This is a genomic window from Streptomyces sp. NPDC058650, assembly GCF_042717315.1.
Taxonomy (GTDB): domain Bacteria; phylum Actinomycetota; class Actinomycetes; order Streptomycetales; family Streptomycetaceae; genus Streptomyces.
Genome location: NZ_JBHXRL010000001.1, coordinates 169,253 through 190,193, shown reverse-complemented (window position 1 = coordinate 190,193; position 20,941 = coordinate 169,253). Strand labels below are relative to the sequence as shown.

The 20,941-nt window shown below is 72.1% G+C and carries 17 protein-coding genes; 8 read left to right on the top strand and 9 right to left on the bottom strand.

Annotated elements, in window-relative coordinates:
• Nucleotides 1-60: 60 nt before the first annotated feature.
• On the bottom strand, nucleotides 61-735 hold the full coding sequence (locus ACFWWU_RS00910; RefSeq protein ID WP_015034542.1) for a Crp/Fnr family transcriptional regulator: 675 nt from the start codon (nucleotides 733-735) through the stop codon (nucleotides 61-63).
• Between the two features lie 282 nt (nucleotides 736-1,017).
• Here ACFWWU_RS00910 and nth point away from each other — a divergent pair, with 282 nt between their 5' ends.
• From nth to ACFWWU_RS00895, 3 genes are all read left to right on the top strand, one after another.
• Nucleotides 1,018-1,839 (top strand): endonuclease III, encoded by an 822-nt coding sequence (nth, locus tag ACFWWU_RS00905; protein ID WP_384137500.1) that lies wholly within the window; start codon nucleotides 1,018-1,020, stop codon nucleotides 1,837-1,839.
• Nucleotides 1,840-1,904: 65 nt separating this feature from the next.
• The gene (locus ACFWWU_RS00900; protein WP_384137498.1) at nucleotides 1,905-2,684 is read left to right on the top strand and encodes an NUDIX hydrolase; all 780 of its coding nucleotides are present in this window, start codon (nucleotides 1,905-1,907) and stop codon (nucleotides 2,682-2,684) included.
• A 45-nt stretch (nucleotides 2,685-2,729) separates the two neighbouring features.
• Nucleotides 2,730-3,929 (top strand): MarP family serine protease, encoded by a 1,200-nt coding sequence (locus ACFWWU_RS00895; protein WP_384137496.1) that lies wholly within the window; start codon nucleotides 2,730-2,732, stop codon nucleotides 3,927-3,929.
• Nucleotides 3,930-3,979: 50 nt separating this feature from the next.
• Here ACFWWU_RS00895 and ACFWWU_RS00890 read toward each other — a convergent pair whose 3' ends face one another.
• From ACFWWU_RS00890 to ACFWWU_RS00865, 6 genes are all read right to left on the bottom strand, one after another.
• A complete protein-coding gene (locus ACFWWU_RS00890) occupies nucleotides 3,980-4,174 on the bottom strand; it encodes a hypothetical protein (RefSeq protein WP_384137494.1) in 195 nt (64 codons plus the stop codon).
• 135 nt (nucleotides 4,175-4,309) lie between these two features.
• Nucleotides 4,310-5,245 (bottom strand): alpha/beta fold hydrolase, encoded by a 936-nt coding sequence (locus ACFWWU_RS00885; protein WP_384137492.1) that lies wholly within the window; start codon nucleotides 5,243-5,245, stop codon nucleotides 4,310-4,312.
• On the bottom strand, nucleotides 5,242-5,727 hold the full coding sequence (locus ACFWWU_RS00880; protein ID WP_384137490.1) for a phage holin family protein: 486 nt from the start codon (nucleotides 5,725-5,727) through the stop codon (nucleotides 5,242-5,244). The genes ACFWWU_RS00885 and ACFWWU_RS00880 overlap by 4 nt, the downstream gene beginning before the upstream one ends.
• 81 nt (nucleotides 5,728-5,808) lie before the next feature.
• Nucleotides 5,809-7,212, bottom strand: coding sequence for a Na+/H+ antiporter NhaA (gene nhaA, locus ACFWWU_RS00875; RefSeq protein WP_384137489.1), 1,404 nt, complete (start codon nucleotides 7,210-7,212; stop codon nucleotides 5,809-5,811).
• 244 nt (nucleotides 7,213-7,456) lie between these two features.
• Nucleotides 7,457-9,436 carry an acetate--CoA ligase gene (gene acs, locus ACFWWU_RS00870; protein WP_384137487.1) on the bottom strand — a complete coding sequence of 660 codons (1,980 nt, stop codon included), beginning with the start codon at nucleotides 9,434-9,436 and terminating at the stop codon, nucleotides 7,457-7,459.
• 228 nt (nucleotides 9,437-9,664) lie between these two features.
• The gene (locus tag ACFWWU_RS00865) at nucleotides 9,665-12,196 is read right to left on the bottom strand and encodes a bifunctional SulP family inorganic anion transporter/carbonic anhydrase (RefSeq protein WP_384137486.1); all 2,532 of its coding nucleotides are present in this window, start codon (nucleotides 12,194-12,196) and stop codon (nucleotides 9,665-9,667) included.
• Nucleotides 12,197-12,520: 324 nt separating this feature from the next.
• Between ACFWWU_RS00865 and ACFWWU_RS00860 the strand changes: the two genes are divergently transcribed.
• Nucleotides 12,521-13,837, top strand: coding sequence for a hypothetical protein (locus ACFWWU_RS00860; protein WP_384137484.1), 1,317 nt, complete (start codon nucleotides 12,521-12,523; stop codon nucleotides 13,835-13,837).
• A gap of 167 nt (nucleotides 13,838-14,004) precedes the next feature.
• On the opposite strand, the gene ACFWWU_RS00855 is transcribed toward ACFWWU_RS00860, so the two are convergent.
• Nucleotides 14,005-14,982, bottom strand: coding sequence for an ATP-binding protein (locus ACFWWU_RS00855; protein WP_384137482.1), 978 nt, complete (start codon nucleotides 14,980-14,982; stop codon nucleotides 14,005-14,007).
• A gap of 102 nt (nucleotides 14,983-15,084) precedes the next feature.
• Between ACFWWU_RS00855 and ACFWWU_RS00850 the strand changes: the two genes are divergently transcribed.
• Nucleotides 15,085-15,948: an oxidoreductase gene (locus ACFWWU_RS00850; protein ID WP_384137480.1), complete on the top strand. Its 864-nt coding sequence runs from the start codon at nucleotides 15,085-15,087 to the stop codon at nucleotides 15,946-15,948.
• 360 nt (nucleotides 15,949-16,308) lie between these two features.
• Here ACFWWU_RS00850 and ACFWWU_RS00845 read toward each other — a convergent pair whose 3' ends face one another.
• Nucleotides 16,309-17,169 carry an HAD family hydrolase gene (locus ACFWWU_RS00845; protein ID WP_384137479.1) on the bottom strand — a complete coding sequence of 287 codons (861 nt, stop codon included), beginning with the start codon at nucleotides 17,167-17,169 and terminating at the stop codon, nucleotides 16,309-16,311.
• Between the two features lie 588 nt (nucleotides 17,170-17,757).
• Here ACFWWU_RS00845 and ssd point away from each other — a divergent pair.
• Genes ssd through ACFWWU_RS00830 form a run of 3 tightly spaced genes read left to right on the top strand, consistent with a single transcriptional unit; the run spans nucleotide 17,758 to nucleotide 20,896 of the window.
• Complete coding sequence (gene ssd / locus ACFWWU_RS00840) at nucleotides 17,758-18,801, top strand: septum site-determining protein Ssd (protein WP_384138380.1); 1,044 nt, start codon at nucleotides 17,758-17,760, stop codon at nucleotides 18,799-18,801.
• Nucleotides 18,798-20,009, top strand: coding sequence for a TadA family conjugal transfer-associated ATPase (locus tag ACFWWU_RS00835; protein WP_384137477.1), 1,212 nt, complete (start codon nucleotides 18,798-18,800; stop codon nucleotides 20,007-20,009). The genes ssd and ACFWWU_RS00835 overlap by 4 nt, the downstream gene beginning before the upstream one ends.
• Nucleotides 20,003-20,896 (top strand): type II secretion system F family protein, encoded by an 894-nt coding sequence (locus tag ACFWWU_RS00830; RefSeq protein WP_384137475.1) that lies wholly within the window; start codon nucleotides 20,003-20,005, stop codon nucleotides 20,894-20,896. The genes ACFWWU_RS00835 and ACFWWU_RS00830 overlap by 7 nt, the downstream gene beginning before the upstream one ends.
• Nucleotides 20,897-20,941: the final 45 nt, after the last annotated feature.

Genomic DNA, 20,941 nt, shown 5'->3' with positions numbered 1-20,941 from the left:
GCGGCCTTTGCGTACGTACGGGATGCGTACGGGATGCGTACGGGATGCGTACGGAGGTGCCTACCGCGAGCGCTTCGCGAGGCGCTCCACGTCCAGCAGGATCACGGCGCGGGCCTCCAGGCGCAGCCAGCCGCGCTGGGCGAAGTCGGCGAGCGCCTTGTTGACCGTCTCGCGGGAGGCGCCGACCAGCTGGGCCAGCTCCTCCTGGGTGAGGTCGTGGACGACGTGGATGCCCTCCTCCGACTGCACGCCGAAGCGGCGCGACAGGTCGAGGAGCGCGCGGGCGACCCGGCCCGGCACGTCGGAGAAGACCAGGTCGGACATCTGGTCGTTGGTCTTGCGCAGCCGGCGGGCGACCGCGCGGAGCAGCGCGGTGGCCACCTCGGGGCGGGCGTTCAGCCAGGGCTGGAGGTCGCCGTGGCCGAGGCCGAGCAGCTTGACCTCGGTCAGCGCCGTCGCGGTCGCGGTGCGCGGGCCCGGGTCGAAGAGGGACAGCTCACCGATGAGCTCGCCGGGGCCGAGGACCGCCAGCATGTTCTCGCGGCCGTCGGGGGAGGTGCGGTGCAGCTTCACCTTGCCCTCGGTGACCACGTACAGGCGGTCACCGGGGTCGCCTTCGTGGAACAGCGCGTCGCCACGGGCGAGCGTCGCCTCACTCATCGAGGCGCGCAGCTCGGCGGCCTGCTCGTCATCGAGCGCCGCGAAGAGCGGGGCGCGCCGCAGAACGTCGTCCACGAGTTCTCTCCATACTGTCGACCTGCTCAAAGGACCTGGGTCCCATGATGCCGGACGCACAAAACAGTGCGATCAATCACAACAAGTCTGACGCACTTGGCTACCCGTGCGTACGGCAGGGGCCCGATTGGGGTGCGATCGGCCGTGCCCGGGGCGGATGTCGGTGGTGGCCCCTAGGCTGGCCGGGTGTCCAACTCGCCGGTGAGAGCGCAGGCCAAGGGGGCTGAAAGAGTGTCGGCCGAAGGTAATTCCGCCGTGGGCGAACACGGCGTGTCGAAACAGGTGAAAGCCTCGAATCGGAAGATTACGGGCGCCCCGAAGAGGGTGTCCGCCAAGCCCGAGTCACGGCTCGCGATGGTCCGGCGGGCGCGGAAGATCAACCGCGAGCTGGCCGAGGTCTTCCCGTACGCCCATCCGGAGCTCGACTTCCGGAACCCCTTCGAGCTCCTCGTCGCCACGGTCCTCTCCGCGCAGACCACCGACCTGCGGGTCAACCAGACCACCCCCGCCCTCTTCGCGAAGTACCCCACGCCCGAGGACCTCGCCGCCGCCGTGCCGGAGGAGGTCGAGGAGCTGATCCGCCCGACCGGCTTCTTCCGGGCCAAGACCAAGTCGATCATGGGCCTGGCCGCCGCCCTCAGGGACGACTTCGGCGGAGAGGTCCCCGGCCGCCTCAAGGACCTCGTCAAGCTCCCCGGCGTCGGCCGCAAGACCGCCTTCGTCGTCCTTGGCAACGCTTTCGGGGTTCCTGGGATCACTGTCGACACCCACTTCATGCGCCTCGTGCGGCGCTGGAAGTGGACCGAGCAGGAGGACCCGGTCAAGATCGAGGCGGAGATCGCCGAGATCTTCCCGAAGAGCGAGTGGACCATGCTCTCGCACCGGGTGATCTTCCACGGCCGCCGGATCTGCCACGCCCGCAAGCCCGCGTGCGGGGCCTGCCCGATCGCCCCCCTCTGCCCCTCGTACGGCGAGGGCGAGACGGACCCGGAGAAGGCCAGGAAGCTGCTCAAGTACGAGATGGGCGGCTTCCCGGGCCAGCGGCTCGACCCGCCGCCCGGCTACCCGGGCCGCCCCGCGCCGCCGCTGGGCGCGGGCGGCTGAGACCACACCCGCCCAGCGGGGGAACGAACCCGTCCATCGATCGCGTTGTGAAACACGGGGTGCCTATGACGCGCACTGACGAAGACATCCACGGCGAGCACGTCCACGACGAGCACGTCCATGGCGAGCACGTCCATGGCGAGCACGTCCACGGCGAACGGGGCCACGGCCCCGGCACCGGGGGCCTGCTCGACAGGGACGGCCTGCCGGGCTGGCTCGGCCCCGTCGACCGGGCCGCCCGCACGGTCGCGCCCGAGCAGCTGAGCCGCTTCCTGCCGCCCGCGAGCGGCGCCGGCCGCCAGTCCGCCGTCCTCGTCCTCTTCGGCGAGGGCGAGCGCGGCCCCGAGCTGCTCCTCATGGAGCGCGCCGGCAGCCTCCGCTCGCACGCCGGCCAGCCCTCCTTCCCCGGCGGCGCCCTCGACCCCGATGACGGCGACCCGGCGGACGGCGGGCTGCTGCGCGCAGCCCTGCGGGAGGCCCAGGAAGAGACCGGGCTCGACCCGGCGGGCGTCCAGATCTTCGGCGTGCTGCCGCAGCTCTACATCCCGGTCAGCGGCTTCGTCGTCACCCCCGTCCTCGGCTGGTGGCGCGTCCCCAGCCCGGTCGGGGTCGTCGACCCCGGCGAGACCGCCCGCGTCTTCACCGTGCCCGTGGCGGATCTCACGGATCCCGCGAACCGTGCGACGGCCGTCCACCCGAGCGGCCACCAGGGCCCGGCGTTCCTGGTCGAGTCCGCTCTGGTCTGGGGTTTTACGGCCGGAGTGATCGACCGGCTACTGCACTACGCAGGCTGGGAGCGCCCCTGGGACCGGGCCAAGCAGGTCCCGCTCGACTGGCGCTCATGACAGGCTGACCCCGGCGACCGAAACGAATTTGCGAGGCTAACGACGGTGAACGTGCTGGACATCTTGTTGCTGCTCGCCGCCGTGTGGTTCGCCGTCATCGGATATCGCCAGGGATTCGTGGTCGGCATCCTGTCGGTGGTCGGGTTCCTCGGCGGCGGTCTCGTCGCGGTTCTGCTGCTCCCGATCCTCTGGGACCAGCTGACGGACAACAGCGAGGTCTCGACCACGGCGACGATCGTCTTCGTGATGGTGGTCATCGTCTGCGCATCGGTCGGCCAGGCGTTCACCACCCACCTCGGCAACAAGCTGCGCCGGTACATCACCTGGTCACCGGTACGCGCCCTGGACGCCACCGGAGGCGCGCTGGTCAACGTCGTCGCGATGCTGCTCGTGGCCTGGCTGATCGGCTCGGCCCTGGCCCGGACCTCGCTGCCCACCGTGGGCAAGGAGGTGCGCAACTCCAAGGTCCTGCTCGGCGTGGAACAGGTGATGCCCGATCAGGCTTCCGGCTGGTTCGACGACTTCAGCAGAACCCTGGCCCGCAGTGGCCTCCCCCCGGTCTTCAGCCCCTTCGCCAACGAGCCGATCACCCAGGTCACACCGCCCGACCCGGCCCTCGCCGACAGTCCGGTCGCCGCCCGCGCCCAGCGCTCCATCGTGAAGGTCGTCGGCACGGCGCAGAGCTGCGGCAAGGTCTTCGAGGGCACCGGATTCGTCTTCTCCGACCGCCGCGTCATGACCAATGCCCATGTCGTCGGCGGCGTCGACGAGCCCACCGTCCAGATAGGCGGCGAGGGCAAGCTCTACGACGCCAAGGTCGTCCTCTACGACTGGCAGCGCGACATCGCCGTCCTGGACGTGCCGGACCTCAAGGCGGAGCCGCTGAACTTCACCGAGGAGGACGCCCGCAGCGGCGACGGCGCGATCGTCGCCGGCTTCCCGGAGAACGGCTCGTACGACGTGCGATCGGCGCGCGTGCGGGGCCGTATCAGCGCCCAGGGCCCCGACATCTACCAGCGGGACGAGGTGCGCAGGGACGTGTACTCGCTGTACGCGACGGTGCGCCAGGGCAACTCCGGCGGCCCGCTCCTCACCGAGGACGGTGAGGTGTACGGCGTGATCTTCGCCCGCTCCCTCGACGACGTGAACACGGGCTACGCCCTGACGGTCGACGAGATCCGCGAGGACATCGAGCGCGGCCTGACCGCCGGCCAGCAGGTCGACACCCAGGGCTGCGCCCTCTAGTCCCCTCGGATCTCCTCGGATCTCCTTGGACCCCCCGGCCCCCCGGACCCCTAGGGGGTGTCGCGTGGATGCCGGAGCCGCGCCGAGACCCAGCGGGCCCGGCGGCGCAGAATGCGCGAGATCCCTACCTCTTGCACGGCGTGCGCGTGGCCCTGGTCCTGCGGGCCACCCCTCTCTCGGGAGCCCGGCCCAGCGGCCGAGCGGCGGTTGCGTGCTGTGTCACCGTAGTCGTGCGTCCAGCCCATACCCCGACGTCTGCCCGTGCCCCAAGGTCGGTAACCGCCCGGGGGCCCGCCAATCGGAGTATGCGCCGGGCACATGGCCGTTCGACGGATGTCCGTGCGTCAGAAGGGGGGCCGGGCACCGGTGCAGACGGAGCGTCAGCGATCGGGCTCGGGGTCCTTCAGCCAGTTGACGAGCTCCGTCGAGAAGGCCACCGGGTCCTCCTCGTGGGGGAAGTGACCGAGGCCGTCGAAGAGCCGCCAGCGGTACGGCGCCTCCACGTACTCGCCCGAGCCGGCCGCGCTGCGGGTCCGCATCACCGGGTCCATCGAGCCGTGCAGGTGCAGCGTCGGCACCCGTACGGGCCGCTTCATGCGCCGGTTGAACTGGATGCCGTCGGGGCGGGCCAGGGACCGCACCATCCAGCGGTACGGCTCGATCGAGCAGTGCGCCGTCGACGGAACCAGCATCGCCCGCCGGTAGACCTCCACGGCCTCCTCGTCGGCGGGGCGCGGCCCCGACCAGTCCCGGATGAGTTCCCCGACGAGCGCCGCGTCGTCCGCGACGAGCCGGCGCTCCGGCAGCCACGGCCGCTGGAAGCCCCAGATGTGCGAACCGGCCCGCGACTGCGCGAAGTCGGCGAGCATCGCCGAGCGCCAGCGGCGCGGGTGCGGCATCGAGGAGACGGCCAGGCGGCGCACCAGCTTGGGCCGCATCACGGCCGCCGTCCAGGCGAGGTAGCCGCCCAGGTCGTGCCCGACGAGCGCCGCGTCCGGCTCCCCGAGGGAGCGGATCACGCCGGTGATGTCGAGAGCCAGGTTGGCGGGGTCGTAACCCCGGGGTGTGCGGTCGCTGCCGCCCACCCCGCGCAGGTCCATCGCGACGGCCCGGAACCCCGCGTCGGCGAGGGCCGGCAGCTGGTGGCGCCAGGTCCACCAGAACTGCGGGAAGCCGTGCAGGAGCAGCACCAGCGGGCCGTCACCCATCTCGGCGATGTGGAAGCGGGCGCCGTTGGCGGCCACGTCGCGATGGGTCCACGGCCCGTCGAGCCGGACGGGCCCGCCGTTGCCGTTGCTGCTCTCGGGGAGGGTCATACGGACGAGCGTGCCACAGCGGGGGCCTTGTCCAGCGCCGGGCGCTGCTCCGGACGGGGGTGCGGCTTCGCGTTCTGCATGATCGCGGCCGTCTGCTTGGCGGAGGCGATGGACTTCTCCGGCGGCTTGACCTTCTTGAACTTGGCGTACGCCAGGAGGCCGAGGAGCCCCGCGATCAGCACGTTCGCCGCGAAGGAGAGCAGGAAGCACCAGACGAGGTTCCACCCCCCGCTACCGTTGTGCCCGCCGGTCCAGGTGTTGATGGCGTACGCGAGCGCGAAGCTCAGCATCGGCAGCGAGAACAGCAGCACGACGCCGGCGGCGATGCCCGCGACGCTGCCGATCACGCCGCGCTTGACGTCCTGCTTGACTTCGGCCTTGGCCAGGGCGATCTCGTCGTGCACCAGCGCGGACATCTCGGCGGTCGCCGAGGCGACCAGCTGGCCGAGGCTGCGCTCGGTTCCGTCGAACGGGTCGCTCATCGCTGCTCCCTCTTCTCTTCTGCGGTCAGAGGTTCTCTTCTACGGTGCGAGTCCTCTTCTACTTCTACGGTCCGAGTCAGATCATGCCGGACGGTCGGCCTCGTCGCGCGATGCCCCCGCCGCTTGGGCGCGCTCGCGATGCTCGGCGGCCTTCCGCTCGTAGATCTCCGCCATGCGCGCGTGGTACGCCGGGTCGTCCTGCTCGTAGATGTCGGGGATGCCGTCGTGGTCGTCGTCGCGCTCCTCGTCGGCGATGAGTGCCTGGTACCTGCGGACCCGGAGCTTCAGCAGGACGGAGGCGAGGACGGCCGCGATGAGGGAGCCGATGAGGACGGCGGCCTTCACCTCGTCGGTGAGGGCGGCGTCTTCGGCGAAGGCGAGTTCGCCGATGAGCAGCGAGACGGTGAAGCCGATGCCGGCGAGGGAGGCGACGGCGAAGACGTCCGGCCAGGTCAGGTCGGGGTTGAGTTCGGCCTTGGTGAAGCGGGCGGCGAGCCAGGTGCCGCCGAAGATGCCGAGGGCTTTGCCGACGACGAGACCGAGGACGACGCCGAGGGTGACCGGCTGGGTGAAGACGTCGCCGATCGCCCCGCCGGAGACGCTGACACCGGCGGAGAAGAGCGCGAACAGCGGTACGGCGAGGCCGGCGGAGAGCGGTCGTACGAGGTGCTCGATGTGCTCGCCGGGGGACTGCTTCTCACCCTCGCGGGTGGTGCAGCGCAGCATCAGGCCCATGGCGACGCCGGCGATGGTGGCGTGGACGCCGCTGTTGTACATCAGGGCCCAGATGACGAGGGCCAGCGGGACGTACACGTACCAGCCGCGGACGTTCTTGCGGAGCAGGACCCAGAAGAGGACGAGTCCGGCGAGGGCGCCGCCGAGCGCGGCGAAGTTCAGGTCGCTGGTGAAGAAGACCGCGATGATCAGGATCGCGAAGAGGTCGTCGACGACGGCGAGGGTGAGCAGGAAGGCGCGGAGCGCGGACGGCAGCGAGGTGCCGATGACGGCGAGGACGGCGAGCGCGAAGGCGATGTCGGTCGCGGTGGGCACGGCCCAGCCGTCCATCGAGCCGTTGCCCAGGGCGTTGACCAGGGCGTAGACGAGGGCGGGCGCGGCCATGCCGCAGATCGCGGCGATGACGGGGAGCGCGGCGGCCTTGGGGTCGCGCAGCTCGCCCGCGACGAGCTCGCGCTTGAGCTCGATGCCGGCGACGAAGAAGAAGATCGCGAGGAGGCCGTCGGCCGCCCAGTGCTGGATCGACAGGTCGAGGCCGAGGGCGGCGGGGCCTATGTGGAAGTCCTGTACGGACTTGTAGCTCTCGGCCGCGGGGGTGTTGGCCCAGATGAGGGCGGCGACGGCGGCGAGGAGGAGCAGCACGCCGCCCACGGTCTCGGTGCGCAGGGCGTCGGTGAGGTACCGCCGCTCGGGCAGGGAGAGCCGGCCGAGGAACTTGCGGTCGGTGGGTGTGGGCGTGGGTGCGGACACGTGGGAAACCTCCGTCGGGCGGGCAGGGCGAAGCACATGCCGACCAGACTTCCCGGCGCACCTGGGTATTTCTCTCGCGTTCCTGACGCGATCCTTACTTTACCTAACGAGCGCGGGTGGTGTCCGGCGGGATTCATTTTATGGATATCCGCGCCTTTCGTCCCCTCGGGGCCCGACACGCGAAGCCGCCCGCCCCGAACGGATCGGGGCGGGCGGTCTCGCGTCGTACGGCTGCTGCTGCGGCTCAGTCCTCGCTGGACGTCGTCGGCAGCTGGGTCTGGATGAGCGACATGACCGAGGAGTCGGTGAGCGTCGTGACGTCGCCCAGCTCCCGGTTCTCCGCCACGTCGCGCAGCAGACGGCGCATGATCTTGCCCGAGCGGGTCTTCGGCAGCTCCGCGACCGGCAGGACCCGCTTCGGCTTCGCGATCGGGCCGAGGGTCGCGCCGACGTGGTTGCGCAGGTCGGCGACGAGGTTTTCCACCGCGTCAGCGGATGAAGTCAGCGTCTCGCTGGCCGAGCCGCGCAGGATGACGAAGGCGACGATGGCCTGGCCGGTCGTCTCGTCGGCGGCGCCGACGACGGCCGCCTCGGCCACCGACGGGTGGGAGACGAGCGCCGACTCGACCTCGGTGGTCGAGATGTTGTGGCCCGAGACGAGCATGACGTCGTCGACCCGGCCGAGCAGCCAGATGTCGCCGTCCTCGTCCTTCTTGGCGCCGTCACCGGCGAAGTACTTGCCCTCGAAGCGGGACCAGTACGTGTCGATGTAGCGCTGGTCGTCGCCCCAGATCGTGCGGAGCATCGACGGCCACGGCTCGGTGAGGACCAGGTAGCCGCCGCCGCCGTTCGGCACCTCGTTCGCCTCGTCGTCGACGACGGTCGCGGCGATGCCGGGCAGCGGGCGCTGGGCGGAGCCCGGCTTGGTCTCGGTGACTCCGGGCAGCGGCGAGATCATCATCGCGCCGGTCTCGGTCTGCCACCAGGTGTCCACGATCGGGCACTTGTTGGCGCCGATGTGCTCGCGGTACCAGACCCAGGCCTCGGGGTTGATCGGCTCGCCGACCGAGCCCAGCACGCGGAGGCTGGACAGGTCGAACTTCGCGGGGATGTCGTCGCCCCACTTCATGAACGTGCGGATCAGCGTCGGCGCCGTGTAGAGGATCGTGACGCCGTACTTCTGCACGATCTCGAAGACCCGGCCCTGGTGCGGGGTGTCCGGGGTGCCCTCGTACATGACCTGCGTCGCGCCGTTGGCCAGCGGGCCGTAGACGATGTACGAGTGCCCGGTGACCCAGCCGATGTCGGCGGTGCACCAGTAGACGTCCGTCTCCGGCTTCAGGTCGAAGACGGCGTGGTGCGTGTACGCGGCCTGGGTGAGGTAGCCGCCGGAGGTGTGCAGGATGCCCTTCGGCTTCCCCGTGGTGCCGGAGGTGTAGAGGATGAAGAGCGGGTGCTCCGCCTCGAAGGCCTCCGGGGTGTGCTCGGCGGACTGGCGGGCGACGATGTCGTCCCACCACACGTCGCGGCCCTCGGTGAAGGCGGTCTCCTGGCCCGTACGGCGGACCACGAGGACGTGCTCGACCTGCGGGCACTTGGCGACGGCCTCGTCGATGGCCGGCTTGAGGGCGCTCGGCTTGCCGCGGCGGTAGCCGCCGTCGGCCGTGACGACCAGCTTGGCGTCGGCGTCCTGGATGCGGGAGGCCACGGCGTCGGCCGAGAAGCCGCCGAAGACCACCGAGTGGGCGGCGCCGACGCGGGCGCAGGCCAGCATCGTGATGGCCGCCTCGGGGATCATCGGCAGGTAGACGGCGACCCGGTCGCCCTTGCGGACGCCCAGCTCGGTCAGGGCGTTGGCGGCCCGCGAGACCTCGTCCTTGAGCTCGGCGTAGGTGATGGCGCGGCTGTCGCCCGGCTCGCCTTCGAAGTGGATGGCGACCCGGTCGCCGTGACCGGCCTCGACATGGCGGTCGACGCAGTTGTACGCCACGTTCAGCTCGCCGTCCGCGAACCACTTGGCGAACGGCGCGTTCGACCAGTCGAGCGTCTCGGTCGGCTCGGTGGCCCAGGTCAGGCGCTTGGCCTGCTCGGCCCAGAAGCCCAGCCTGTCCGCCTTGGCCTGCTCGTACGCCTCCGCCGTCACATTGGCGTCCGCGGCCAGCTCGGCAGGCGGCGCGAACCGCCGCTCTTCCTTGAGCAGGTTGGCCAAGGATTCGTTGCTCACGACATCTCCCTTTCCCAGGGCGTCCTCTGTGCGTATGTGTCCCGCGTCATACCTCACCAGTCAGATGCCCGGGTGACAAGAGCATCCAGGTAATTGGTTTAGACCTGTGAGCTGTACGACGTGCGGTGGCCCCTCCTTCCCGGGCGGTGGGAGAAGGGGCCACACAGTCTCACGGACGGCCGGAGCCGATGGTTCAGAACGCGCGGGGACGGGATCGCGCCGAAGGTTTCAGGACGCGCGGGCGGTCTCCAGGGGGACCGCCTCCGCCTGCCCGGCGTCCCCGTGGGCCGTCTCCCCGTGGGCCGTCTCCGTGTGGTCGGTCTCCGCGTGGGCCGTCTCCGTGCGGTCGGTCTCCGCGAGGGCCGTCGGCATGACCCGGGTGAAGACGTCGTCGTAGCTGTGCACCTCGTCCGCGCCTGCGAGCAGGTACGCCTGCGCCTCGCCCACGTGGAAGTACATGCCGTGCAGCGTGAGACTGCCGTCGGCCAGTCGGCGCGCCACCGACTCGTACGCCCTGAGGTGCTCCAGCTGCTGCACCACGTTGGTCAGGCAGAGCTGCTCGACCGCGTCGGCCGGCAGCCGTCCGGAGATACGGGCCCAGGCGTGCCGCCGGCTCGCCATCCGCTCCAGGCTCGGCCGGCCGTGTCGCAGCCAGCGCCGCAGCGGGGTCGTCGGTGTCGCCGGATCGTCCGGGCCCTTGCCCAGCAGGGCCTGCATCGCGCCGCAGCCGGAGTGGCCGCACACGGTGATCGACTGGACCCGGAGCACGTCCACCGCGTACTCGATCGCCGCGGCCACCGAGTCGTCCCCGCTCTCCTCGCCGGGGAGGGGGACGAGGTTGCCGACGTTGCGCACGGTGAAGAGGTCACCCGGGCCGCTGGAGGTGATCATGCTCGTGACCAGGCGGGAGTCCGCGCAGGTCAGGAAGAGCTGTGAGGGGCGCTGGCCCTCGCGGGCGAGCCGGGCCAGTTCGTCCCGTACGAGCGGGGCGGTGTTCCGCTGGAACTTGCCGATGCCACTGGCCAAGTGCAGCCCGGAGGTCCTCCGGGCCCCGGCGGGCTCAGCGGCCGCGTCCGGCCCGTCGGTCTCGGCGTGCCCGTCGGCCGGCCGTTCTCCGCACTGGTGGTTGTGCCACGCGGTCCAGGGGCGGGAGCAGGCGGGCGCGGCGGGGTCGGAGGCCGTATCGGGGGCGGGTTCGGCGATCCGGGCGCCGGACGGACCGGTCGTCTCGACCGTGCCGCCGCGGGCGAGGTGCCCGGACCTCCACTCGCTCAGCGTCTCGTAGGCCGCGTGGTCCATGAAGGATCCGTCCAGCTCGACCACGACATGGGACCCCTGGGGCAGTTGGTGCAGGGCGCGGCTCAGCCGGGGGACGGCGAGGAAGGTCAGCTGGCCCCGTACGTGCAGCAGCTGGCTTCCGTCCCGCTCCTCGCGGCTGATCCGGGTGTGGGCCAGCCGGTGCAGGGCGACGGCGATGGCGACGGCGATGCCGAGGGCGACGCCTTCCAGGATGCCGACGAGGACGACACCGGCCAGCGTCACGGCGTAGACGACGACTTCGCGGTGCCGGGTGACCGTACGGATGTGGGTGATGCTGACCATCTGGATGCCGACCACCATGACGAGCGCCGCGAGCGCGGCCAGCGGGATCAGGTCGAGCGCGGGGACGAGCAGCAGGGCCGCCAGCACGATCCACAGGCCGTGGAGCATGGTGGAGGCGCGGCTCACCGCGCCCGCCGAGACGTTGGCGACGCTGCGGACCGCGACCCCGGCGACCGGCAGTCCGCCGAGCGCGCCGGAGACCATGTTGGCCGCGCCCTGTCCGGCGAGCTCACGGTCGAGGTGGGAGCGGGGGACGCTCCGGCCGCGGTCCGGGCGGGCGGCGACCAGCTTGTCCACCGCGACGGCGGAGAGCAGCGACTGCACGCTCGTCACCAGCGTGATCGTGAGCACCCCGGCGGCGATGCCGAGGACCGGCCCCTCGGGCAGGCCGGGCAGCGCGTGGCTGCTCCAGGAGGGCAGGTCGACGCGCGGCACGGAGAGCCCGGCGACGACGGCCACCGCCGTCGCCCCGGCCACCGCGACGAGTGCGGCGGGCACCCTCTGTACGAGCCGGCCGGCCCGCCCCGGAAGCTTCGGCCAGGACAGCAGCACGGTCACGGTGAGAGCGCTGATGGCGAGCGCGGACGGGTGGATGTCCGTCAACTGGGCGGGCAGGCCGAGGACGTTGTCCACGGCGGAGCTCTGCGGGGTGCCGCCGAGCACGATGTGGAGCTGGGCGAGGGCGATGGTGACGCCGATGCCGGCCAGCATGCCGTGCACGATCGCGGGCGAGACGGCGAGGGCGGAGCGGGCCACGCGCAGAACGGACAGGCCGAGTTGGGCGAGTCCGGCGAGGACGGTGATGGCGCAGGTGGTGCGCCAGCCGTACCGCTGGATGAGCTCGGCGGTCACCACGGTGAGGCCGGCGGCGGGCCCGCTCACCTGGAGGGGGGAGCCGCCGAACCGGCCGGCGACGATGCCGCCGACGGCTGCGGCGACCAGGCCGGACTGGAGCGGCGCTCCGGTGGCGAGCGCGATGCCGAGCGAGAGCGGCAGGGCGATCAGGAAGACGGCGACCGAGGCGGACAGGTCCGCGCCGGCGACGCGGAAGCGGTGCGGGCCGTCCGGCGGGCTGTGGGGCCGCTGGACGTGGGGCCGGCTGGTTTTCCGGCGGTTGGTCTTGCGTGTGGTCTTGCGGGCAGGGGTGCAGAGGGTCATGTTCCCGTCTCCTCCGGGGCAGCGCGGTCGCGGCTCGTGCGGGACGAACGTGGGGGTCGCGGCCGTGGGTCACGGCGTGCAGCGGCGGGATTCCGGCGGGATCCCCGGGATGGGGAGGATCAACGCTCGGTAAATGGATCGTAATGGAGAGTAAAGTCTCCGGCATTATTTTCGGGGCAAACAGGGCAATGATTCACCGGTTCCGGTGATAAGTGAGCGGAATGCCGCTTGTCGTTTCATCTCCCCGGCGGGTGTGGTGCGACGTTGACGCCGCCCGTACGGGACGCCGCTCGTACGGAACGTGCTCTGAGGAGAGGTGGGCGGATGCCAGCCGCCGGGAGAAGGACCGCAATCCACAAGGCAGTCCACAAGAAGGCGCTCGCCGCCGGTGCCCTCGCCGTCGCCCTGATCACCGGCCTCGCCGGCTGCTCGGGCTCCGACGGCGCTGCCACGAAGGGCACGCCGGGTGGCTCGGGTGCCAAGAAGGGCCCGGCCGCGGCTCCGCCGAACGCGGTCCGCCTGATCGGTGACGGCTCCACGGCCTTCACCGGCGCCCAGCCCCACCAGCCGGTCTGGCAGCGGCTCAAGCCGGGGGAGACGCCGCCGCAGTTCGTGGTCTTCTCGTGGGACGGCGCGGGCGAGGACAGCCAGAAGCTGTTCTCCCACTTCCGCTCGGTCGGCAGGAAGTACGGCGCGTCCATGACGTACTTCCTGAGCGGCGTGTACCTGCTGCCCGAGGAGAAGCGGAAGCTCTACGACCCGCCGCGGCACAATGCGGGCCGCTCCGACATCGGCTTCAACGACGTCGAAGGGATCCGTGCCACCGTCCGCGAACTGCGGGCGGCGTGGCAGGAGGGCAACGAGATCGGCACCCACTTCAACGGGCACTTCTGCGGGACGGACACCAGCGTCGGCAAGTGGTCGCCCGAGGAGTGGAAGAGCGAGATCAACCAGGCCAAGTCGTTCGTCAAGAACTGGAAGACGAACGCCGGCCTACGCGCGGAGCAGCCGCTGCCCTTCGACTACGACAAGGAACTCGTCGGGGCTCGCACCCCCTGCCTGGAGGGACGGAAGAACTTCGTCCAGGCGGCGAGCGAGATGGGCTTCCGTTACGACACGAGCGGCGTCAACGACCAGATCTGGCCCAAGAAGGACCTGGGCCTGTGGGACCTGTCGATGCAGCTGGTACCGGTCCCCGGCCGCGCCTTCCAGACGCTCTCCATGGACTACAACTTCCTGGTCAACCAGTCCCCTGGCACGACCCAGGGTGACCCGTCCCAGCACGGGTACTGGGGCGACCAGATGCGGGACGGCCTGGTCCAGGCCTTCGAACGCTCCTACAAGGGCAACCGCGCGCCGCTGATCATCGGCAACCACTTCGAGTCCTGGAACGGCGGCACGTACATGCGCGCCATCGAGGAGACCATCGCGACGGTCTGCGTGCAGAAGGACGTCAAGTGCGTGTCCTTCCGTCAGCTCGCCGACTGGCTCGACGCCCAGGACCCCGAGGTCATCGCCAAGATGCGCACCCTGAAGGTCGGCGAGGCCCCGCAGGGCGGCTGGCAGACCTTCCTGGCCGCCCAGCCGCCCGCCCCGGCGGGCGCCCCGGCGACCGGCGTCAAGCAGGCTGAACGGCACTGAGCCCTTCGCACCACACGAACCCGGGGTCGACCTGCGCTGCCAGGTCGGCCGCGGGCCGCTTGTCTTTGCGCCGCTCGCGCCGGGGGCGCTGGGGGCGCCTCGCGGGCTTCGGGGCGCCGCGCCGGACTCCGTCCGGCGGCGTCCGGTCCGAGGCGTCGTCGGCCGGGCTACGGGACGGCCAGCGGTTCGCCGAGGACGAACCCGGGATCGACCTGCGCCGCCAGGTCGGCCCCCGTCTTGGCGTTGCCCCAGCTCTCCGCGTTGCGCAGGTGGAAATGGACCATCTGGCGCGTGTAGCGGTCCCAGTCGCGGTGGGCGTACGAGTCGTCGGCCGCGTCCTGGAGGGCCTGGAGCGACATGCGGTTCTTCGCCTCCAGGAGCTCGAAGCGGGGCGGGCGGCCCTTCTCCATCGCGCGGACCCAGTCCGAGTGGCCCACCGTCACCAGCAGGTCGTCGCCGACCTCCGCGCGCAGGAAGTCGAGGTCGTCCTGACCCTGCACCTTGTTCCCGACGACCTTGAGCGCGACGCCGAAGTCCCGCGCGTACTCCTTGTACTGGCGGTAGACCGAGACGCCCTTGCGGGTCGGCTCGGCCACCAGGAAGGTCATGTCGAAGCGGGTGAAGAGGCCCGACGCGAAGGAGTCCGAGCCCGCCGTCATGTCGACGACCACGTACTCGTCGGCCCCGTCCACCAGGTGGTTGAGGCAGAGCTCCACCGCGCCGACCTTCGAGTGGTAGCAGGACACCCCGAGGTCCGACTCCGTGAAGGGTCCGGTCGCCATCAGCCGGATGTCGCCGTCGTCGAGCCCGACCGTGCGCGCGCAGGCCTCGTACACCGGGTTGTCCTCGCGGACCCGCAACAGCCGCGAACCCTCCCCGGGCGGCGTCGTCTTGATCATCGTGTCGGCCGAGACGATCCGCGGGTTCGAGCCCCGCAGGTACTCCTTGATGAGCGGCAGGTGCGCGCCCATCGCGGGCATCGCGGCGGCCTCGGACTCGGGCAGGCCGAGCGCGGCGCCCAGGTGCTGGTTGATGTCGGCGTCGACGGCGACGACCGGGGACTCGGTGGCGGCGAGGTGGCGGATGAAGAGCGAGGACAGCGTGGTCTTGCCGCTGCCGCCCTTCCCCACGAAAGCGATCTTCATGTTCACCTAGCGTAGTGGCATGCGTGCGCGGTGTGGTCGAGGTGCGTGAAGAAGACCACTCCATCGTGGGGCGGGCCGCCGGGGCGCGTAGCCTCCCTACTTATGAGTACGCACGCCTCTGACCCCTTGGCCGCCCTCGGCTCCCTGCCGGGCGTCGCCGACGCGGTGGACTCCGTACGCAAGGCCGTCGACCGGGTCTACGGCCACCGTGTGATGCGGCGCCGCAGCAACGAGATCTCCTCCGAGGCGGCGCTGCGCGGGGCGCGCGGCTCGGCCGCCCTCTCCGGTGCCGACTGGGCCCTGGAAGAGGTTCGCCGGCGCACCGACTTCAGTGCCGACGCCGAGGCTCGCACGGTCGGCGCCGCCCTGCGCCTGGGCGCGGAGGCCGGGCAGCTCCTCTCCATCTGGCGCCAGTCGCCGATGCGGGTACTGGCCCGGCTCCACCTGGTCGCCGCGGGCGACGCGGGGGTCTCGGGCAGCGCGGGTGGTGCGGGTGGTGCCGGAGTCGTGGGCGACTCGGTCGGGCGGCCCCGGCTGGACGGCGAGACCGTCGACGAGCCGCTGATCGAGGCCCCGCTGCCGATGCCCTCCGAGGTGGCCGGCCGCCTCGACGGGCTCGCGGAGCTGATCGTCGCGGGTGGAGACGCCCCGGCGCTCGTGACGGCCGCGGTCGTGCACGGCGAACTTCTCGCGCTGCGCCCCTTCACCTCGTACAACGGCCTCGTCGCGCGGGCGGCGGAGCGGATCGTGCTGGTGGGCAGCGGCCTCGACCCCAAGGCGGTCTGCCCGGCGGAAGTCGGCCACGCCGAGCAGGGGCGGGCGGCGTACCTCGCCGCGTTCGAGGGGTACCTGTCGGGCACCCCGGAGGGTGTGGGTGCCTGGATCGCGCACTGCGGGCGCTCGGTCGAGCTGGGGGTCCGGGAGTCGACGGCCGTCTGCGAGGCGCTCCAGCGCGGCGCGGCCTGAGGCGGATCCGTCCTCGGTTGCCGGGCCGTTTCCGGCACCGGCTTCGGTTGCGATCCGGAGCCGGGCCGGAAACGGGTTGCGGCGGCACCAGGTCTGGTACCGCCGCTGGCACGTCTACCCAGTTACCATGCGTCCTCGATAAGTGCCCATCAGGCCGGGAACTTTGCCCTTGGCCTGGTGCGGCTGGCCCGTAATCGACGGGTCGACGTCGCGTGGGTGCTCGGTTTCTGTGCTAGGTCCGTGGGGCCTTCATGCTCAACAGGTGATCCTCTCGGATGTCCTCGGTCTCGCGGGCCTGATTCCTTTCTACTCCTGTCGGCGGGGAAGCGAAAGTGCTGACTCCGCTTCTTTGCTCATTGCTCAAATTCGGGCAAAGTCACCGGCAAGGCGATGGGTGAGCGCCTGGCGGCGCCGGGAGGCGTACCAGACGAGCCCGGCCGCAGCCGCCGCGCCGACGGCCGCGGCGGCGACGAGTGCGGGGCGGGGCGGCATTCGGAATGCCGGCAGTCGCTGCTTGAGGCGTACCGGCTTGTCGAAGGAGAGCACCGGCCATTCGCGGGCGACGGCCTCGCGGCGCAGTGTCCGGTCGGGGTTGACGGCGAACGGGTGGCCGACGGCCTCCAGCATGGGGATGTCGGTCGCCGAATCGCTGTAGGCGTAGCAGCGGGAAAGGTCGTAGCCCTCCGACTCCGCGAGTTCCCGGACGGCCTCGGCCTTGGTCGGCCCGTAGGCGTAGTACTCCACCTCACCGGTGAAGCAGCCGTCCTCGCCGACCACCATCCGGGTGGCGACGACGCGGTCGGCTCCGAGCATCTCGCCGATCGGCTCGACGACCTCGGCGCCGGACGTGGAGACGATCACGACGTCGCGGCCGGCGGCGTGGTGTTCCTCGATGAGGGAGGCGGCCTCGTCGTAGATGATCGGGTCGATCAGGTCGTGCAGGGTCTCGGCGACGAGCTCCTTGACCTGGGCGACGTTCCAGCCTTTGCAGAGCGCGGAAAGATATTCACGCATCCGCTCCATCTGGTCGTGATCGGCTCCGCCCACCAGGAACACGAACTGGATGTAGGCCGTCCGCAGGGCGGCGCGGCGGCTGATCAGTCCGCCCCGGTAGAAGGACTTGCTGAAGGTCAGCGTCGAGGACTTCGCAATGACCGTCTTGTCCAGGTCAAAGAAGGCGGCTGTGCGCGGCAAGGAGTGGTTTTCCACAAGCCTGAGCATAGGTGCCCGCCATTCGGCGTACGCTGGGGCGCGTGGGTTTGCCTGAGAAGGCTCTCGGGTACACCATGGAAGTCACGGATCGTTCGCGACCGTGCTAACCCGGTCCGGCTCCTCCCCCCCCGAGTCGGCCGGAAAGACGACCCCCGCTCTCCCCCCCGGCGGGGGTCGTCGCATGTCCGGAGCCGTTTTGGCCCTCCGTGTCATCGTCAGCCCCTCTCTCCCCGTGTCTCGGCCGCGATCCGGCCGGTCTGTCGTCGAGCACTCGATTCGTCACTCAGAGTAACCGACAGACTGCGTTCCGGGGAGTCCCCGGAGGGGTGGCGCGGATATTCACAGGGCGGCGGTTATCCACAGTTTTTCGGTGAGATCTCCGAGATTCCCGTTGCGGCCCCACGGTGATTCCTGACGCGAAGTTCGCGGACGACAGGAATCACGAGAGGGGTGCGCGCGGTGGAGGGAACAAGGACTTCCGGGGCCAGGAGCGCGGCGAGGACTGCGGCGAGGGCTGCGGGGAGGACCGGGGAGAGGACGCCCGCGAGCGCCGAGGCCCCGGGTGGGGCGGCCGACGAGCCGCGCCGCGCGGGGCCGCTGATCGTCACCGAGGACCTCGCGCTCCTCGACGACCTCCTTCGGCTGTGCGCGGCGGCCGGAGTCGAGCCCGAGGTGCATCACCGGGTGCCGGAGCGGCGGGCGAGTTGGACCGACCCGCCGCTCGTCCTGGTCGGTGACGACGCGGCGGTCCGCTGCCGAGGGGCGGTTCGTCGTCCGGGGGTCGTCCTCGTCGGCCGCGCGCAGGACGATCCGGGGGTCTGGCGGCTGGCCGTCGAGGTCGGCGCGGAGTGCGTGTTGCGGCTGCCGGAAGCCGAGAGCGTCCTCGTCGACCGCATCGCCGACGCGGCCGAGGGCGTGGGGCGGCAGGCGTTGACCGTCGGGGTCGTCGGCGGCCGGGGCGGCGCGGGCGCCTCCACCCTGGCCTGCGGTCTCGCGCTGGCCGCCGCACGGATCGGCCGGCGCACCCTGCTCGTCGACGGCGACCCGCTGGGCGGGGGGCTCGACGTCTTGCTCGGCGGCGAGCGCGAGGACGGCAGGCGCTGGCCCGACTTCGCCGCCTCGAAGGGACGGCTGGCCGGCGGCGCCCTGGAGGAGTCGCTGCCCGCCGTACGCGGCGTGCGGGTGCTCAGCTGGGGCAGGGAGCCCGCGGCGCCGGTGCCGCCCGAGGCCGTGCGGTCCGTGCTCGCCGCCGCGCGCCGTCGCGGCGGGGTCGTCGTGGTCGACCTGCCGCGCGGGACCGACGAGGCGGCCGCCGAGGCCCTGGCCCAGCTCGACCTCGGACTGCTCGTCGTCCCGGGAGAGCTGAGGGCCGTCGCGGCGGCCCACCGGGTGGCCTCGGTCCTCGGCATGGTCGTGCGCGACCTCCGGGCCGTGGTCCGCGGGCCGTACGCGGCGGGGCTCGACGAGCGCTGGATCGCCGACGCGCTGCGGCTGCCGCTCGCCGGTGAACTGCCCTACGACCCGGGAATCGTCGCCGACCAGGACGCCGGCGTGCCGCCGGGCGCGGAGCCCCGTGGGGCGCTCGGCCGGTTCTGCGCCGCCTTCTGGGAGCGCGCCCTCGTCCCCGGCGGTGCGGCATGACCGGGACCGTCGTCGCGGGCGGCGACGGAATCGGACCCGGCGGCGGGCTCGGGGGCGGCGGTGCGGGGCTGCTCGACGCCGTGCGGCAGCGGCTCGCGGCGAGCGGCGCCGAGCCCACTCCGGCGCGGGTGGCGGCGGCGTTGCGGGCCCAGGGGCGACTCCTCGGCGACGTGGAGGTGCTCGGCGCGGCCGAGGAGCTCAGGTCCGAGCTGATCGGGACCGGGCCGCTGGAGCCGCTGCTCGCCGATCCGGCGGTCACCGACGTCCTGGTCTCGGCGCCCGACCGGGTGTGGGTGGACCGCGGCGCCGGTCTCGAACGGGCCCCGGTGTCCTTCCCCGACGCCACCGCCGTCCGCAGGCTCGCGCAGCGGCTCGCGGCCGTGGCGGGACGCCGGCTCGACGACGCCAGGCCCTGGGTGGACGCGCGGCTGCCCGACGGCACCCGCATGCACGCGGTGCTGCCCCCGGTGGCGGTCGGCTCGACCTGCCTGTCGCTGCGGGTCGTGCGCCCGCGTGCCTACTCCCTGGACGAGCTGGCCGACGCGGGCACCGTGCCGCCGGGCGGGGCCCGCGTCCTGCGGGCGCTGATCGACGCCCGTGTGTCGTACCTCGTCAGCGGCGGCACGGGGACGGGGAAGACCACTCTGCTCGCCTCCTTGCTGGGGCTCGTGGGGAAGCGGGAGCGGATCGTGCTCGCCGAGGACTCGGCGGAGCTGCGACCTGACCACCCGCACGTGGTGCGGCTCGAAGCGCGGCCCGCCAACCAGGAGGGCGCCGGTCTCGTGACCCTGCGGGACCTGGTCCGCCAGGCGCTGCGGATGCGCCCCGACCGGCTGGTGGTCGGCGAGGTCAGAGGCGGCGAGGCGGTGGACCTGCTCGCCGCCCTCAATACCGGCCACGAAGGCGGCTGCGGCACTGTTCACGCCAATACGGCGGCGGACGTACCGGCCCGTCTTGAGGCGCTCGGGACCGCCGCCGGGCTCGACAGGGCCGCCCTGCACAGCCAGTTGGGCGCCGGGCTGTCCGTGGTGCTCCACCTCGTACGGGACCGGGACGGGCGGCGGCGGATCGCCGAGATCCACGTCCTGGAGCGGGATCGGGACGGACTCGTACGGACGGTTCCGGCACTGCGGTGGGGCGCGGCCGGGTTCGAGCGGGAGCGGGGCTGGGAGCGGCTGCGGTCGCTGATCGGAGGCGGGACGTGGTGATCGCGGAGCTGGTGTCGGTGCGGGCGGTGGCGGAGGGGGCGGCGCTGTTCTGCGCGGGGCTCGGCCTGTGGCGGCTGGTCGAGTGGCGGCGCGGGACGGCCCGGGCCCGGGCGGTGCTCGCGGGTGTCGTGCCGGACGGGTCCGGAGAGCGGGTCGAACGCCGTGTGTGGCGGGCGGCGGCCGTGCGGTGGTGGGCCGTGGCGCGCGGGCGGCGGGCATGGCTGTGCCTGCCGGTGGCGGGGGTGGTCGCGCTGCTGGGCGGGTCGCCGCTGCCGCTGGGGGCCGGGGTGGTCGCGGTGCCGCTGGTGGCACGGCGGCTGCGGGCGGCTGAGCGGCGGAAGGCGCGGGAGGCGCGCGCCGAGCGTGTGGCGGCCCTGTGCGGTGCCGCCTCCGGGGAGTTGAGGGCCGGTTGGCAGCCCGCGCAGGCGCTGTCCTTCGCGGCCCGGGAGACGGGCGGGCTGGGCGACGAGGAGGCGGTGGTGCTCGCGGCGGCCCGGTTCGGCGGGGACGTGCCGGAGACGCTGCGGCGGGCGGCCCGGCAGGACGGCGCCGACGGGCTCGCCGGCCTGGCGGCCTGCTGGCAGGTGGCCGTGGACGGTGGTGCGGGCCTGGCGGCCGGGCTCGACCGGCTGGAGGCGGCCCTGCGGGACCACCACGAGCAGCGGGAGCGGCTGCGGGCCGAACTGGCCGGGGCCTGGGCGACGGTGACGGTCCTCGCGGTGCTGCCGGCGGCCGGACTCGCCCTCGGCGCGGCGCTGGGCGCCGATCCGCTGCGGGTGCTGCTGCACACGCCGGCGGGTCTGGGGTGCCTGGTGGTGGGCGGTGCGCTGGAGGCGGCCGGCCTGTGGTGGGCCGCGCGGATCGTCCGGGGAGGGGAGCGGGCATGAGGGGGGTCGTTCAGATCGCGGCGCTGCTGACACCGGCGATGGTGC

Coding starts and splice junctions, on each gene's coding strand:
- ACFWWU_RS00900 (WP_384137498.1), top strand. CDS start 1,905: ATGACGCGCACTGACGAAGACATCCACGGCGAGCACGTCCACGACGAG.
- ACFWWU_RS00890 (WP_384137494.1), bottom strand. CDS start 4,174: ATGGGCTGGACGCACGACTACGGTGACACAGCACGCAACCGCCGCTCG.
- ACFWWU_RS00885 (WP_384137492.1), bottom strand. CDS start 5,245: ATGACCCTCCCCGAGAGCAGCAACGGCAACGGCGGGCCCGTCCGGCTC.
- ACFWWU_RS00880 (WP_384137490.1), bottom strand. CDS start 5,727: ATGAGCGACCCGTTCGACGGAACCGAGCGCAGCCTCGGCCAGCTGGTC.
- ACFWWU_RS00865 (WP_384137486.1), bottom strand. CDS start 12,196: ATGACCCTCTGCACCCCTGCCCGCAAGACCACACGCAAGACCAACCGC.
- ACFWWU_RS00860 (WP_384137484.1), top strand. CDS start 12,521: ATGCCAGCCGCCGGGAGAAGGACCGCAATCCACAAGGCAGTCCACAAG.
- ACFWWU_RS00855 (WP_384137482.1), bottom strand. CDS start 14,982: ATGAAGATCGCTTTCGTGGGGAAGGGCGGCAGCGGCAAGACCACGCTG.
- ACFWWU_RS00850 (WP_384137480.1), top strand. CDS start 15,085: ATGAGTACGCACGCCTCTGACCCCTTGGCCGCCCTCGGCTCCCTGCCG.
- ACFWWU_RS00845 (WP_384137479.1), bottom strand. CDS start 17,169: ATGCTCAGGCTTGTGGAAAACCACTCCTTGCCGCGCACAGCCGCCTTC.
- ACFWWU_RS00835 (WP_384137477.1), top strand. CDS start 18,798: ATGACCGGGACCGTCGTCGCGGGCGGCGACGGAATCGGACCCGGCGGC.